Source organism: Geodermatophilus sp. SYSU D00700 (genome assembly GCF_054050255.1).
In genome coordinates this window covers 19,093-33,215 of sequence record NZ_JBJGZA010000017.1, presented here as the reverse complement: position 1 = coordinate 33,215, position 14,123 = coordinate 19,093, and the positions used below count along the sequence as shown (strand labels likewise).

The following is a 14,123-nucleotide window of genomic DNA, read 5'->3' as shown; positions in this document are numbered from 1 at the left end:
CAGGTCGCAGCGTAGCGCCATGACACCCACCGTCCTCGTCACCGGCGCCTCCCGCGGCCTCGGTCTCGCCCTCGCCACCGAGCTGGCCCGCCGCGGCTGGCGGCTCGTCGTCGACGCCCGCGACGCCACCCGGCTCGCCGCCGCCGTCGCGACCCTCCCCCGCCCCGACCTGGTCACCGCCCTGCCCGGCGACGTCGCCGACCCGGTCCACCGCGCCGCGCTGGCCGCCGCGGCCGGCGACTCCCTGGACCTGCTCGTGGCCAACGCCTCCGCGCTCGGGCCGGCGCCGCTGCCCCGGCTGGCCGACCTCGCGCCCGGCGACCTCGAGGACCTGCTGCGGGTCAACACCGTGGCCCCGCTGGCGCTGGTCCAGGCGGTGCTGCCCGCGCTCGAGCGGGCCGGCGGCACCGTCGTCACGGTCACCAGCGACGCCGCCGTCGAGGCCTACGAGGGCTGGGGCGGCTACGGCGCGAGCAAGGCGGCGCTGGACCTGCTGACCGCCGTCCTCGCCGTCGAGCACCCGCGGCTGCGCGTCCTCGCCGTCGACCCCGGCGACATGGCCACCGACATGCACGCGGCCGCCGACCCCGGCGCCGACCCGGCCGACCTCGCCGCACCGGAGGACGTCGCGCCCGCGCTGCTGCGCGTGCTCGACGGCGACGTCGCCGGCCCGCGCGTCCGCGTGGCCGACGTCGCCGCGGCGGTGCGCCGGTGACCGCCCCTGCCCTGCCGATGGGGGCACTGGCCACCGTCCCGCCGGAGCGCCGGGGCCTGACCCGCGACGGCGTCCGGCTCCTGGCCGTCGGCCCGGGCCGCACCACCTCCGCCCGCTTCTCCGACCTGCCCGAGCTGCTCGAGCCCGGCGACCTGCTGGTGGTCAACACCTCCGCGACGCTGCCCGCCCGCCTCCCTGCGCGGCGCGCCGACGGCACGACCACCCCGGTCCACGTCTCGACGACGCTCGACGACGGCTCGTGGGTGGTGGAGGTGCGCCGCCCCACCGACGACGGCCCCGAGACCGGCCTCGAACCCGGCACCGCGCTCGACCTGCCCGGCGGGGTGCGCCTGGTCCTGCGCGACGGCTTCCCCGACCCGGCGGCGCCCGGGCGGCTGTGGCGGGCGCACGCCGGCCCGGCGGTGTCGGTGCCGGCCTTCCTCGCCCGGTACGGCCGGCCGGTGCACTACGGGTACCTCCAGGCGCCGGTGTCGCTGGCCGACGTCCGCAACGTCTACGCGACCGAACCCGGCAGCGCGGAGAACGCCAGCGCCGGGCGGCCGTTCACCGACCGGCTGCTCGTGCGGCTCCTGGCCCGCGGCGTCCCGGTCGTCCCGCTGGTGCTGCACGCGGGCGTCTCCAGCCCCGAGGTGCACGAGCCGCCGGCGCCCGAGCGCTACCGCGTCCCCGAGGTCACCGCCCGGCTGGTCACCGCGACCCGGGCGGCCGGGCGGCGGGTGGTCGCCGTCGGCACCACGGTCACCCGGGCCCTGGAGACGGTGACCGGCGAGGACGGCGTCACCCGGCCCGGCGAGGGCTGGACCGACCTCGTGCTGGGTCCCGACCGCCCGGCCCGGACCGTGACCGGGCTGGTCACCGGCCTGCACGCCCCCGAGGCCAGCCACGTGCTGCTGCTCGAGGCGGTCGCCGGGGCCGATCTCGTGGCCCGCGCCTACCGGGCCGCGGTCGACGGCGGGTACCTGTGGCACGAGTTCGGCGACTCGCTGCTGTTCCTGCCCTGACGCCTGCCTCACCCCGGCCGGGCCGGGGGGCCGACGAGGCCGGCCTCGTGGGCGAGGACGACCAGCCGGATCCGGTCGCGTGCACCGAGCTTCTCGAGCAGCCTCGCCACGTGGGTCTTGACCGTCGCCTCGCCGATCCCGAGCTCGACGGCGATCTCGGCGTTGGTGGCTCCCCGGGCGACCACGCCCAGCACCTCCCCCTCCCGCGGGGTGAGCCGGCCCAGGAGCCGCCGCGCGGCCGGGGTGGCCGGTCCGCGCAGGTGGCGGTCGACCAGGCGGCGGGTGACCCCGGGGTCGAGGAGGACGTCCCCCTCCGCGACGGCGCGGACCGCGGCCAGCAGCGAGGGGCGCGGCGTGTCCTTGAGCAGGTAGCCGCTCGCACCGGACGCGAGCGCGTCGAGGACGTGCTCGTCGAGGTCGTAGGTGGTCAGCACGAGGACGCGGCACCCCGGCGCCGCGGCCTGGATCCGCCGGGTGGCCTGGATGCCGTCGAGCCGCGGCATCCGCACGTCCATCAGGACGACGTCGGGCGCGAGCTGCCGGGCCAGGGCGACCGCCTCGACGCCGTCGGAGGCGGTCCCGACGACGTCGACGTCGGGCTGGGCGCCGAGGATGAGGGCCAGCCCCTCGCGCACCAGCTCCTGGTCGTCGGCGACCAGGACGCGGATCACCCGGCACCGCCCGCCCTGGCGGGCAGCGGGAGCTCCGCCGCCACGGTGAAACCGCCTGCGGCGTCCGGCCCCGCGGCGACGGTGCCGCCGGCGGCCGTGACCCGCTCCCGCATCCCGCGCAGGCCGTGCCCGCGGCCACCGGGGCGGTGCCGCACGGGCGGGGCGCCGGGCTCGTTGTGCACCTGCACGGCGAGCCGGCCGTCGGCCACCGTCAGCCGGACCTCGGTCGTCGGCCGCCCGGCGTGCCGCAGCACGTTGGTCAGCGCCTCCTGGACCACCCGGACGGCGACCGCTCCGGTCCCCGGGTCCAGCCCGTCCGCCGCACCGGTCACGACGAGGGAGACCGGCACGCCGGCCGCGCGGACGGCGGCCACGACGGTCCCGATCTGCTCGACGGCCGACCCGGAGGGGCCCTCGCCGCGCGGGTCCACCGGCCCGCGCAGGGCCTCCAGCACCCCGCGGACGTCCTGCATGGCCGAGCGGCCGGTGTCCTGGACGTGGGCGAGCGCCCGGTGGGCGCGGTCCGGGTCGGACTCGAGCAGCTCGTCGGCGACCCCGGCCTGCACGAGCATCACGACCAGGTCGTGGGCGAGCACGTCGTGCACCTCGCGCGCGAGGCGCACGCGGTGCTCGGCAGCGGCCGCCGCCGCCCGGGCCTCGACCTCCGCCCGCGTCCGCTCGACCGCACCGGCCTGCTGGCGCACCCACGCCCCCGCGGCGTAGATCCAGACGGGGTGGAGCGCCCAGACCCAGGAGGAGGCCACGCTGCCGAGCGGGTCCCAGGCCAGGTGCAGCAGCACCGCCGCCGACCCGACGGGTACGCCGACCAGGGCCCCGGGCCGGTGCCCGTGGCGGCCGCAGGCGTAGACCCCGGCGGCGATCACCGCCGCCTGGGCCCCTGACTGGGAGGCGCCGTCGAGCGCGGCCGGCAGGAGGAGCACGGCGCAGGCGACGAGCAGGACGGTGACCGGCGCCCGGCGGCGCGCCGCCAGCACGAGCGCCGCGGACGCCCCGGCGACCGCGTCCGCGGCCGGGTGACGGGACGCCGACCCCAGGAGTGCCTCGGCGACGCACAGCCCGGCCATCGCCACGGCGGGGAGCCACTCCCCGAGGGACGTCCCGGGCAGTCCCGTCCCCGCCCGCCGGCGGTCCAGCACCCGTTGCCGGGTCACGGGGGAACGGTAGCCGCCCGCGCCCCCCGGCTGGTCCGTCCGCGGAGCGATCCGGGTCCACCGGCAGGCGGAGGCGGACCCACCTGCCGCCCGATGTGCCGGCCCACCGCCGCCCGAGAGGCTCGGACCGTCCACCGACCCACACCTGGAGGTCCTCATGGACACCCGCTCGCAGCCGCGGCGCCGTGGACCGGCAGCTCCCGACCGGACCGGTGCCGAGCACTCCCCTCCCCGGGTGCGCCCCCGCCGCCGACGGCGGCCCGCGCTGGTCGCCGCGCTCGCCGCGGCCGGGGTGGCGCTCCCCTCCGCCGCCTGGGCCGGGCCGCCGTCCACCCACTACGTCGTGACGGTCCCCGTCCAGGAGACCCACCAGGCCACCGGCGCGGACGGGGACACCGGGGTGTGCACCCCGCAGGAGACCGCCCACTTCACCGGCACGCAGACGATCCGACTGCGGTCGACGGTCGCCGGCCTGACCGACGCGCAGGTGGTCGCCCTGACCGAGAGCCCCGAGGTCGATGCCAGCGTGCTCGACGCACGCTCCGAGACGCGGGGGACCCTGGTGGTCCGCTCCGGCGCGCACACGTACACCACCCGGTACACCGACCGGTGGGCCGTGCGCCCGCGCGAGGGCGTCGTGACGATCACCAGCAGGTTCCTCGCGGTCGGCCGGTCGGAGCAGGGGACCCCGTTCACGATCTCGGCGACCGGACTGCTCGTCCAGGCCGGTGACCGGACCCTGGCCGACCGGGAGGACCAGTCCGTGCGCGGCTGCCTCCCCTGACCCCCGGCCGCGGCCACCGGCGTCACACCCGGTACCGGTCCGGCGACCCGCTGCTCCTCCGTCCCGGTGGCGGGACGGGAGCCGACCGGCGAGGCTGGCGGAGCCGGGACGACCGGGCCAGCACGGCCCTCCTCCCCGGCCACGGCGGCCGGGGAGGCCGGGATGCCAGGCACGTGGCTGCTCGGAGCACGACAGGAGGGGACGGCGGCCGGGGACGGCGCGGAGCCGCCCCGCGCGGTGCTGCTGGGGCTCCGGCCCGACGACGCCCGTGGGGACGGTGAGGGGGACGGGCACGCCGTCGACCCGCTGGACGAGCTGGAGCGGCTGGCCGACACCGACGGCGTGGCCGTGGTGGGCCGCATGGTGCAGCCGCGCCAGCACCCCGACCCGGCCACCTACCTCGGCTCGGGCAAGGTCGCCGAGCTGTCGGAGCTGGTGGCGGAGAAGGGGGCCGGGCTGGTCATCGCCGACGGCGACCTCTCGCCGGGACAGGTGCGCAACCTGGAGGACCGGGTCGGCGCCCGGGTCGTCGACCGGACCGCGCTCATCCTCGACGTCTTCGCCCAGCACGCACGCAGCAGCGAGGGCCGGGCGCAGGTGGAGCTGGCCCAGCTGGCCTACCAGCTGCCGCGGCTGCGCGGGCAGGGCACGGCGCTCTCGCGGATCGGCGGCGGGCGCACCGCCGGCGGCGCGGGGACCGGCGTCCGCGGACCGGGCGAGCAGCGCCTGGAGAGCGAGCGTCGCCACCTGCGCCGCCGGATCACCCTGCTGCGGCGACAGGTGCAGCAGACCGCCGCCCGCCGGCAGCGCACCCGCAGCCGCCGCCGGTCCAACCGGGTCCCCGCGGTGGCCCTCACCGGCTACACCAACGCCGGGAAGTCCGCCCTGCTCAACCGGCTGACCGGCGCCGACGTGCTGGTGCAGGACGCGCTGTTCGCCACCCTGGACCCCACGGTCCGCCAGGGCCGCACCCCGGACGGCCGGCACTACACGCTCACCGACACGGTGGGCTTCGTCCGCCACCTCCCCCACCAGCTGGTCGACGCCTTCCGCGGCACGCTGGAGGAGGTGGTCGAGGCCGACCTGGTCCTGCACGTCGTCGACGCCTCCGCGCCCGACGCCATGGCGCAGGTGACGGCGGTGCGCGGCGTCCTCTACGAGATCGGCGCGCGCGACCACCCGGAGCTGCTGGCCCTCAACAAGGTCGACGTTGCGCCGGACGGGTGGCTCGCCGGGCTCCGGGCGGCGTACCCGGACGCGGTGCCGGTCTCCGCGGTGACCGGTGAGGGCATCGACGACCTCCGGGCGGCGATCGCCCGCGCGCTGGCCCGGTGAGCTCGCCTCACCACAGACCCGCGGCGGCCTCGAGCAGCACCCGCCGGTGCTCCGGCGGGCGGCCCGGGCAGGCGGTGCACGTCGGCTGCCCGGGCAGCCGCAGGAGCAGGCAGCAGGAGACCCGGCGGACGAACCGGGTCCCGCCGACGTCGGTGTAGCGCGGCGCCGGCAGCGGTGGGCCGACCGCGGCGGCCACCGGCGCGGCCAGCGCGGTCACCGCCGCGACGTCGCCCAGGGCCCGGCCCAGCGCCAGCAGCCGGCCGGCCAGCGCGTCGGTGGCCACCGCCCACAGCGGGCGCTCGCGCACCCCGCCCGCCGCGGCGACGGCGGCGACGGCCGCGGCGAGCGACTCCCGCAGGTCCCCCGCCGGGTCCGGCCCGGCCGGCGCCGCGGACACCCCGGCCAGCAGCGTGCCGCCGACCTCGTACAGCGTGGTGTCGGCCAGCCGCGCCGACAGCGGGCGCCCGGTGGCCAGCCCCGCCGCCACGGGGGTCACCAGCACCGCCGACGCCGAGTACCACCACACCGTGGCCAGCGCCCGGCGGTCGCCGCTGCGGTACCGGCGGCCCAGCGCACCGACCCGCTCCGCCGTCCAGCCGGCGTCGGCCAGGAGCACCGCCGGCAGCGGCCGGGCCGCGGGCGGGGCGAGCAGACCGAGCGCGGCGGCCCCGGGCACCCGGGCCGCCACGGCCCCCTGCGGTCCGCCGTCCACCGGGCCAGTCTCCGGCAGGCCACCGCGGGGTGGTCGCGACGGGCCCTGCCCCGGCGTCCTCCGGGCCCTACGGTGTGTGCTGGGACACGCCGCCCGCCGGCGGCGCGCGACACCTGACACGGAGGGAGCCCCACGTGAGCGAGTCGACCGGGCCGGAGGGCCGCCGCTTCCCCGCGCCGGAGGCACTGGCTGCCGAGGCGAACGTCGGCCCGGACGTCTACGCCGAGGCCAAGCGCGACCGGCTGGCGTTCTGGGAGGAGGCCGCCCGCCGGCTGAGCTGGTCGCAGGACTGGGACCAGGTGCTGGACTGGAGCAACCCGCCCTTCGCGAAGTGGTTCGTCGGCGGGAAGCTCAACGTCGCCTACAACTGCCTCGACCGGCACGTCGAGGCCGGCCACGGGGACCAGGTCGCCTACCACTGGGAGGGCGAGCCGGGCGACACCCGCACGATCACCTACGCCCAGCTCACCGAGGACGTGTGCCGGGCGGCCAACGCGCTGGTCGAGCTCGGCGTCCAGGCCGGTGACCGGGTCGCCATCTACATGCCGATGATCCCCGAGACGATCGTCGCGATGCTCGCCTGCGCCCGCATCGGCGCGGTGCACATGGTCGTCTTCGGCGGCTTCTCCGCCGACGCCCTGGCCAGCCGGATCACCGACGCCGGCGCCGTCGTCGTCGTCACCGCCGACGGCGGCTACCGGCGCGGGGCCCCCAGCGCCCTCAAGCCCGCCGTCGACGACGCCCTGACCCGCACCGAGGGCGTCCGCAACGTGCTGGTCGTCCGGCGCACCGAGCAGGACGTCGACTGGACCGAGGGCCGCGACCTGTGGTGGCACGACGTCGTCGACCGGCAGTCGCCGCAGCACACGCCCGAGGCGTTCGACGCCGAGCACCCGCTCTACATCATGTACACGTCGGGGACGACGGCGAAGCCGAAAGGGATCCTGCACACCTCCGGCGGCTACCTGACCCAGGTCGCCTACACGCACTGGGCGACGTTCGACCTCAAGCCCGACAGCGACGTCTACTGGACCGCGGCCGACGTCGGCTGGGTCACCGGCCACAGCTACATCGTCTACGGCCCGCTGGCCAACCGGGCGACGTCGGTGATGTACGAGGGGACGCCGGAGACGCCGCACCGCGGCCGCTGGTTCGAGCTGATCGAGAAGTACCGCGTCACGATCCTCTACACCGCGCCCACGGTGATCCGGACGTTCATGAAGTGGGGCGAGGACATCCCGGCCGGCTTCGAGCTCTCGTCGCTGCGGGTCCTGGGCTCGGTCGGCGAGCCGATCAACCCCGAGGCGTGGCTCTGGTACCACCAGAACATCGGCGGGGGCCGCTGCCCGATCGTCGACACCTGGTGGCAGACCGAGACCGGCGCCCACATGATCACCCCGCTGCCCGGGGTCACGCGGCTCAAGCCGGGCTCGGCGCAGACCCCCTTCCCCGGCATCAGCGCCAAGGTGGTCGACGACGAGGGCAACGAGCTCGGTGACGACTCCACCGGCCTGCTGGTGCTCACCGCACCGTGGCCGTCGATGCTGCGCACCATCTGGGGCGACGACGACCGCTACGTCGACACCTACTGGTCGCGGTTCGGCAAGGAGGTCTACTTCGCCGGCGACGGTGCCAAGAAGGACGAGGACGGCGACATCTGGCTGCTCGGCCGGGTCGACGACGTCATGAACGTGTCGGGGCACCGCATCTCCACCACCGAGGTGGAGTCCTCGCTGGTCGCCCACCCGGCGGTGGCCGAGGCCGCCGTCGTCGGCGCCAGCGACCCGACCACCGGGCAGGGCATCGTCGCGTTCGTCATCCTCCGCGGCAGCGCCGAGCAGCAGGGCGAGGGCGCCACCGGCGACGACCTGGTGCAGCAGCTGCGCACGCACGTGTCCAAGGACATCGGCCCGATCGCCAAGCCGCGCCAGATCATGGTCGTGCAGGAGCTGCCCAAGACCCGCTCCGGCAAGATCATGCGGCGGCTGCTGCGCGACGTCGCGGAGAACCGCGAGCTCGGCGACGTCACCACGCTGACCGACTCGTCGGTGATGAACCTGATCAAGGAGAAGCTGCCGGCGTCCAGCGGCTCCGACGACTGAACCAGGCATTGGAAGCTCTCCCCACGTCCTGGCGCCCGGGACGTGGGGAGAGCTTCCAATGCCCGGGCCCACCCCTGCCGGACGCACCTGCGAGGGACGCCGGGGCGCGGCGGACGCGATCATGAGGGACGATCACCGTCAGGCCGTCTCCGGCGGCCGGTCCGACGAGCCCGACCAGGGAGGAGCCCCCGTGGCCCACAGCGCGTCGTCCACCCAGTCCACCGGGCGGCATGCCGTCAGCGCCGAGCCCTCGGTGGGGTCGCTGGTGCAGAGCGCCATGGCCGACGTGTCCACGCTCGTCCGCGCGGAGATCGAGCTGGCCAAGGCCGAGGTCAGCCGTTCGGCGAAGAAGGCCGGCGTGAGCGTCGGGCTGTTCGCCGTCGCGGGCGTCCTGCTGGCCTTCGCCGGCCTGTTCCTGTTCATCATGCTCGCCGAGCTGTTCACCTGGCTGGGTCTGCCCCGTTGGGTGTCCTACCTGATCGTCACGGTCGGCCTGCTGCTGGTCGCGGCCGTGGCCGGGCTGGTCGGCCAGCGGATCCTCAAGAAGATCGACAAGCCCGAGCGGACGATGGAGTCGCTGCGTGAGCTGCCCGAGGTGATGCACCGCGAGGCTCCCGGCACCCGCCGCCGCGCCCTGCCGACGGTGAGCAACGGGCGCGTCGAGCGGCGCTCCCCCGACACCTACCTGGTCTGAGCGGCGCGAGCGGGCGACCCGGGGGCGCCCCCGCCGACGAGCGGCCCGACGCGACCAGCGTCCTGCTGCCCGGCCCCTGGCTGCACCGGGACGCGTCGGCCAACGGCGTCCGGCTGCACCTCGCCGAGGCCGGGGAGGGCCCGCTGGTCCTGCTGCTGCACGGGTTCCCGCAGTACTGGTGGACCTGGCGCGCCCAGCTGCCGGTCCTCGCCGAGGCGGGCTTCCGCGCCGTCGCCCCCGACCTGCGCGGCTACGGCGCCAGCGACAAGCCGCCGCGCGGCTACGACCTGCCGACGGCGGCCAGCGACGTCGCCGCGCTGGTACGCGCCCTCGGTGAGCAGGACGCCGTCGTCGTCGGGCACGACTGGGGCGGGCTGGTCGCCTGGACGATGGCCGCGCTGCACCCGCGCAGCGTCCGCCGTCTCGTCGTCGTCTCGATGGCCCACCCGAGGCTGCTGCGCGCGGGGCTGCGCGACCGCGCCCAACGGCGGGCGCTGCGCCACGTGCTGGGCTTCCAGGTCCCCCGGCTGCCCGAGCGGCGGCTGACCCGGGCCGACGACGACCCGGTCGCCGACTTCCTGCGCCGCTGGGCCGGGCCGGACTGGACGCACACCGCCGACTTCGCCGAGGCGGTCGAGCGCTACCGCTCCGCCGCGCGGATCCCGCAGGCGGCCTACGGGTCGATGGAGTACTTCCGCTGGGCCGGCCGCTCGCAGGTGCGGCCCGACGGGCTGCGCTTCGCCCGCCGGATGGCCGCCCCGGTCACCGCGCCCACCCTGCAACTGCACGGCGCGCTGGACCCGCTGGTCCTGCCGCGGACCGCGCGCGGCTCGGGCCGCTACGTGGCCGGCGCCTACGAGTGGCGCGAGCTGCCCGGCGTCGGGCACTTCCCGCCCGAGGAGGGCGCCGCCGAGGTCAGCGCCGCCATCGCCACCTGGGCGAGGTGACGTGCGGCCCCTCGCAGGGGCCTGGTGACGTGCTGGAACGGCCTGCCCGCAGGGGCCCGCCACGAGCGGAGCGAGTGGTGGGGGGCGGGGAGGTCCTTTCACTCGCAGGGGCCGGTGTCGGCCGCGGCGGTCGCGGTGGCGCCCGCCTGGGCGGCCGCGGCCACCTGCTGCGCGGTCAGCGCGTACCCGGTGGCCGGGTCGTCGATCGCCGAGGCGAACACCACCCCGAGCACCTGGCCGGTGGGGTCGAACAGCGGCCCACCGGAGTTGCCGGCACGCACCTCGCCGCGGAGGGCGTAGACGTCCCGCTGCACGGTCCCGGTGTCGCGGAAGTCCGGGCCGCTGATCGGGAGCCGGTCGCGGACGCGGGCGGGCCCGACGAACAGGGGGCCGCCGCCGGGATAGCCCATGATGATCGCGTCGTCGCCGGTGTCCGACACCTCCGCGGCGAAGCTGAGCGGCACCTGCGGCAGGTCCGGGACGGCGAGCACGGCGACGTCGAGCTGCTCGTCGACGTACACCGCCGTCGCCTCGTACTCCTCACCCTCGGCCTCGACCACGGGCTCGGCCACCCCGGCGAGCACGTGGGCGTTGGTCATCACGCGACCGGGCGCGTAGACGAAACCCGACCCGTCGATCTGCCGCGAGCACGACGGCGCGATACCGCTGATCTTCACCACCGACCCGCTCACCTGGCCGACGACGGGGCTGCTGGCCAGCGCCTGGTCCGGTGTGTCGACCTCGCGCGCCTCGGTGGGGGTCAACGGGTCGAGGACGTCGGGCAGCCCGCGCCGGTCGATCGCCTCCCGCAGCGAGTCGTAGACCGCCCGCACGCTGCCGGGCACCGTCTGGTCGACGGCCTGCACGAGGGCGGACTTGCGGACCTGGCCGGCCAGCTGCGGGAACGGTGCGAGGGCCAGCGGCGTGGCCACCATCCAGGCGACCAGCAGCACGGCCACCGCCGACAGCACGGCGCCCGCGACGGAGTCGAGCACCTCCGCCGGCTCCCAGGTGACCCGGCGGCGGACCGCCCGGCCGACGGCCCCGGCGACCAGCTGCCCGAGCAGGGCCCCGGCGAGGACGACGACGAGGGCGGCGAAGACGCGGGTGACCGGTGTGCTGTCCAGCCGGTCGGCGACGGGCCCGGACAGCTGCGCGCCGAGGACCGCGCCGCCGAGGAAGCCGAGGAAGGACGTGGCCGAGACCAGCAGGCCCTGCCGGAAGCCGGAGTAGGCGAAGACGAGCGCGAGCCCGATGAGGACGACGTCCACCAGCGACATGGCTCAGCCGCGCACCGTCATGACGCCGACCTGGCCGAGCTGGATGTGGAAGGTGCAGTCGAACGGGTGGTCGCCGGGTGCGGTCACCTCGAACTCGATGGTCTCGCTCTCCCCCGGCGCGAGCAGCGGGATCTCCTCGGTGATCTCCTCCGGACCGGCGCCGGGGCGGAACCGCAGGTTGTGGGTCATCTGCTCGGCGGTGCTGGTGAGGGTCAGCCGCACCCGCCCGGGGTCGACGGTGAACGTCTCGGGCACGAACACGTAGTCGTCGGGGGTCTCGATGGTGACCTCCTGGACGCCGTCCTCGGCCACGGTCACCCGGCCCAGCGACGGGTCGGTCGACGGCGCCGCCGCGGCCCCGCCGTCGTCGCCGGAGCCGCAGCCGGCCAGCGTCCCGGCCGCCAGCACCGCACCGGTCAGCGCCACCGGGAGGCGGCGCGTCCACATCGCGCTCATCGCCGCGGAACCGTACGCGCCGCGGGGGCGCCCGGGGCGCCGTCGGCGACCGTCGGCGCGGCGGCGTCCTCGGCGCCGCCCTCGCCGAGGGAGCCCGGGGCCGCGGCCGGCCGCACCCCGGCGGAGGCCAGCGGCCGCACGTCGCGGGCGTTCCACGGCCGGGCGAGGCCCGCGGCCTCGAGCAGCGCGTCGAGCAGGCCCGCGGTGAAGCCCCACACGACCATCCCGGCGACGCCGAACGCCGGGCCGACGTAGCCGGCCGGGTGGCGGACGCGGAACCGGTTCGCGGGGTCGGTGAGCTCGGCCAGCGGCACCCGGGCCACCCGCGCCACCTCCGCCGGGTCGCCGACCGCGACGTCGGCGGGGTCGTCCCACCACGCCACCACGGGGACGACGAGGTTGTCCGACGGGCCGAGGAACAGCTCGGGCAGCGTCGCGAGCACGCGCACGCCGGCCGGGTCGACGCCGGCCTCCTCGTGCGCCTCCCGCAGCGCCGTCGCCACCGGGTAGTCCTCGCCGGGGTCGGCGCCGCCGCCGGGGAACGCCGGCTGGCCGGCGTGCGTGCGCAGCCGGGCGGACTTCTCGATGAGCAGGACGTCGGCGCCGCGCGGGCCCTCGCCGAAGAGGACCAGCACCGCCGAGCGGCGGGCGGTGTCGCTGGGGGCGCCCAGCCGGTGCCGCAGCGGCAGGTCGGCGGAGGCGGTCAGCAGCCGCTGCAGGTACTCGGGCAGGTCGGCGGTGTCGACGCCGGGCAGCACGCCGGTCACAGCTGCACCCCGAGGTGCTCGGCGACCAGCGTGCGCAACTCGTCGACCGAGGCCACCGGGCCGACCTTGGTGTGCACGAGCGCGCCGTCGGCGTCGACGAAGTAGGTGAACGGCAGGACGTTGAGCCCGAGGGCGTCCATCAGCGCGCCGTCGCCGTCGAAGGCGCTGGGGAAGGTGACGCCGGCGTCGGTGGCGAAGGAGTCGGCCTGCGGCACGCCGTCCTTGCTGATGACGCCGACCACGGCGACCCGGCCGGCGGCGGTGTCGGCGAGGTCCTGCACCAGCGGGAGCTCCTCGCGGCAGGGGGTGCACCAGCTCGCCCACAGGTTGACCACGGTGGGCACGCCCGGGGCGCGGCCGAGATCGAGGGTGCCCCCGCCCGGGCAGGGCAGCTCCACCGCGGGCAGGGTCGCCGCCCCGCGGGCCGGCGCGTCGGGCTGCTCGGCACAGGCCTGGAGCGGCGCGCTCCAGGTCGGGGAGACGGCCGGGGGCTGCCCCGCGTCGGCGTCCTCCGCCGCCGTGCACGCCGACAGGGTGGCGGCCAGCCCGAGCAGGAAGGCGGCCGCCCGCCGTGCCGCGCTCCCCCGGGACCCGGCGCTCACTCGGTGTCCGAGGCCGCGGGCGTCTTGACCAGCTTCACGGCGGCCTCGGGGTCCGTGGGGCCGATGCCGTAGGACGGGCACCAGCGGGCGAGCCCGCACGCGCCGCAGGCGGCCTTCTTGGCGTGGCAGACCCGGCGGCCGTGGAAGATCACGCGGTGGCTGAACATGGTCCAGTCGCGCTTGGGGACGAGCTCGGCGACCTCGGCCTCGACCTTGACCGGGTCCTCCTCGGCGGTCCACCCGAAGCGGCGGACCAGCCGGCCGAAGTGGGTGTCGACGGTGAGCCCGGGGACGTCGAAGGCGTTGCCCAGGACGACGTTCGCCGTCTTGCGGCCGACCCCGGGCAGCGTGACGAGGTCGGCCATCCGGCCGGGCACCTCGCCGTCGAACCGCTCGACCAGGGCCTGTGCGAGGCCCAGCACGGAGGTGGCCTTGGCGCGGAAGAAGCCGGTGGGCTTGAGGATCTCCTCGAGGTGGGCCCGGTCGGCACCGGCCAGCGCCACGGCGTCGGGGTACGTGGCGAAGAGCGCGGGGGTGACCTTGTTCACCGTCTTGTCGGTGGTCTGCGCCGAGAGCACCGTGGCCACGAGCAGCTCGAAGGCGCTGGTGAAGTCGAGCTCGCAGTGCGCGTCGGGGTGGAGGACGGCCAGCTCACGGGCCATGCGGCGGGCACGGCGGGTGCGGGCCAGCGGCGTCTCGTCCGGGTCGAACGGAGAGGCCGGGCGGGCGGGAGCGCGGCGCCGCGAGGGGCGCGCGTAGGCCGGCGTGGACACGCGGTCGAGGGTATGCGTCACCGGCGACAGCACCGGGGCCGTGCCACCATGGCGGTGGAGGCCCGCGTGCAGCGACGGAACCAGGAGGTGA

15 protein-coding genes are annotated in these 14,123 nt (G+C 76.8%); 7 read left to right on the top strand and 8 right to left on the bottom strand.

The window, feature by feature from the left end:
• The first annotated feature begins 19 nt into the window (after window positions 1-19).
• Window positions 20-715 (top strand): SDR family NAD(P)-dependent oxidoreductase, encoded by a 696-nt coding sequence (locus ACI79V_RS13945; RefSeq protein ID WP_456890200.1) that lies wholly within the window; start codon window positions 20-22, stop codon window positions 713-715.
• On the top strand, window positions 712-1,737 hold the full coding sequence (locus ACI79V_RS13940) for an S-adenosylmethionine:tRNA ribosyltransferase-isomerase (RefSeq protein ID WP_456890198.1): 1,026 nt from the start codon (window positions 712-714) through the stop codon (window positions 1,735-1,737). The genes ACI79V_RS13945 and ACI79V_RS13940 overlap by 4 nt, the downstream gene beginning before the upstream one ends.
• 8 nt (window positions 1,738-1,745) lie before the next feature.
• On the opposite strand, the gene ACI79V_RS13935 is transcribed toward ACI79V_RS13940, so the two are convergent.
• Together ACI79V_RS13935 and ACI79V_RS13930 are read right to left on the bottom strand one after the other, a co-directional pair.
• The gene (locus ACI79V_RS13935; protein WP_456890196.1) at window positions 1,746-2,408 is read right to left on the bottom strand and encodes a response regulator; all 663 of its coding nucleotides are present in this window, start codon (window positions 2,406-2,408) and stop codon (window positions 1,746-1,748) included.
• Entirely contained in the window at window positions 2,405-3,580 is a 1,176-nt protein-coding gene (locus ACI79V_RS13930) for a sensor histidine kinase (RefSeq protein ID WP_456890194.1), read from the bottom strand. The genes ACI79V_RS13935 and ACI79V_RS13930 overlap by 4 nt, the downstream gene beginning before the upstream one ends.
• A gap of 235 nt (window positions 3,581-3,815) precedes the next feature.
• Between ACI79V_RS13930 and ACI79V_RS13925 the strand changes: the two genes are divergently transcribed.
• Window positions 3,816-4,364 (top strand): hypothetical protein, encoded by a 549-nt coding sequence (locus ACI79V_RS13925; RefSeq protein ID WP_456890192.1) that lies wholly within the window; start codon window positions 3,816-3,818, stop codon window positions 4,362-4,364.
• Between the two features lie 162 nt (window positions 4,365-4,526).
• A complete protein-coding gene (gene hflX / locus ACI79V_RS13920) occupies window positions 4,527-5,699 on the top strand; it encodes a GTPase HflX (RefSeq protein WP_456890189.1) in 1,173 nt (390 codons plus the stop codon).
• Between the two features lie 7 nt (window positions 5,700-5,706).
• Here hflX and ACI79V_RS13915 read toward each other — a convergent pair whose 3' ends face one another.
• Entirely contained in the window at window positions 5,707-6,411 is a 705-nt protein-coding gene (locus ACI79V_RS13915) for a (2Fe-2S)-binding protein (protein ID WP_456890186.1), read from the bottom strand.
• Between the two features lie 134 nt (window positions 6,412-6,545).
• On the opposite strand from ACI79V_RS13915, the gene acs reads away from it, so the two are divergent.
• The 3 genes from acs to ACI79V_RS13900 all read left to right on the top strand — a co-directional run bounded on the left by acs (window position 6,546) and on the right by ACI79V_RS13900 (window position 10,154).
• Window positions 6,546-8,513: an acetate--CoA ligase gene (acs, locus tag ACI79V_RS13910; protein ID WP_456890184.1), complete on the top strand. Its 1,968-nt coding sequence runs from the start codon at window positions 6,546-6,548 to the stop codon at window positions 8,511-8,513.
• A gap of 190 nt (window positions 8,514-8,703) precedes the next feature.
• Complete coding sequence (locus ACI79V_RS13905) at window positions 8,704-9,207, top strand: phage holin family protein (protein WP_456875382.1); 504 nt, start codon at window positions 8,704-8,706, stop codon at window positions 9,205-9,207.
• The gene (locus tag ACI79V_RS13900; RefSeq protein WP_456890279.1) at window positions 9,204-10,154 is read left to right on the top strand and encodes an alpha/beta fold hydrolase; all 951 of its coding nucleotides are present in this window, start codon (window positions 9,204-9,206) and stop codon (window positions 10,152-10,154) included. Before ACI79V_RS13905 ends, ACI79V_RS13900 begins: the two co-directional genes overlap by 4 nt.
• Before the next feature lie 98 nt (window positions 10,155-10,252).
• Here ACI79V_RS13900 and ACI79V_RS13895 read toward each other — a convergent pair whose 3' ends face one another.
• The 5 genes from ACI79V_RS13895 to nth are packed head-to-tail and all read right to left on the bottom strand — an operon-like array spanning window position 10,253 to window position 14,032.
• Window positions 10,253-11,434, bottom strand: a complete 1,182-nt coding sequence (locus ACI79V_RS13895) for a MarP family serine protease (protein ID WP_456890182.1) — start codon at window positions 11,432-11,434, stop codon at window positions 10,253-10,255.
• Window positions 11,435-11,437: 3 nt separating this feature from the next.
• On the bottom strand, window positions 11,438-11,890 hold the full coding sequence (locus ACI79V_RS13890) for a plastocyanin/azurin family copper-binding protein (protein ID WP_456890180.1): 453 nt from the start codon (window positions 11,888-11,890) through the stop codon (window positions 11,438-11,440).
• Window positions 11,887-12,657 carry an NUDIX hydrolase gene (locus ACI79V_RS13885; protein ID WP_456890178.1) on the bottom strand — a complete coding sequence of 257 codons (771 nt, stop codon included), beginning with the start codon at window positions 12,655-12,657 and terminating at the stop codon, window positions 11,887-11,889. Before ACI79V_RS13885 ends, ACI79V_RS13890 begins: the two co-directional genes overlap by 4 nt.
• A complete protein-coding gene (locus tag ACI79V_RS13880) occupies window positions 12,654-13,259 on the bottom strand; it encodes a TlpA family protein disulfide reductase (RefSeq protein ID WP_456890176.1) in 606 nt (201 codons plus the stop codon). Before ACI79V_RS13880 ends, ACI79V_RS13885 begins: the two co-directional genes overlap by 4 nt.
• Window positions 13,256-14,032 carry an endonuclease III gene (gene nth / locus ACI79V_RS13875; RefSeq protein ID WP_456890173.1) on the bottom strand — a complete coding sequence of 259 codons (777 nt, stop codon included), beginning with the start codon at window positions 14,030-14,032 and terminating at the stop codon, window positions 13,256-13,258. Before nth ends, ACI79V_RS13880 begins: the two co-directional genes overlap by 4 nt.
• Window positions 14,033-14,123: the final 91 nt, after the last annotated feature.

Coding starts and splice junctions, on each gene's coding strand:
- ACI79V_RS13945 (WP_456890200.1), top strand. CDS start 20: ATGACACCCACCGTCCTCGTCACCGGCGCCTCCCGCGGCCTCGGTCTC.
- hflX (WP_456890189.1), top strand. CDS start 4,527: ATGCCAGGCACGTGGCTGCTCGGAGCACGACAGGAGGGGACGGCGGCC.
- ACI79V_RS13895 (WP_456890182.1), bottom strand. CDS start 11,434: ATGTCGCTGGTGGACGTCGTCCTCATCGGGCTCGCGCTCGTCTTCGCC.
- ACI79V_RS13890 (WP_456890180.1), bottom strand. CDS start 11,890: ATGAGCGCGATGTGGACGCGCCGCCTCCCGGTGGCGCTGACCGGTGCG.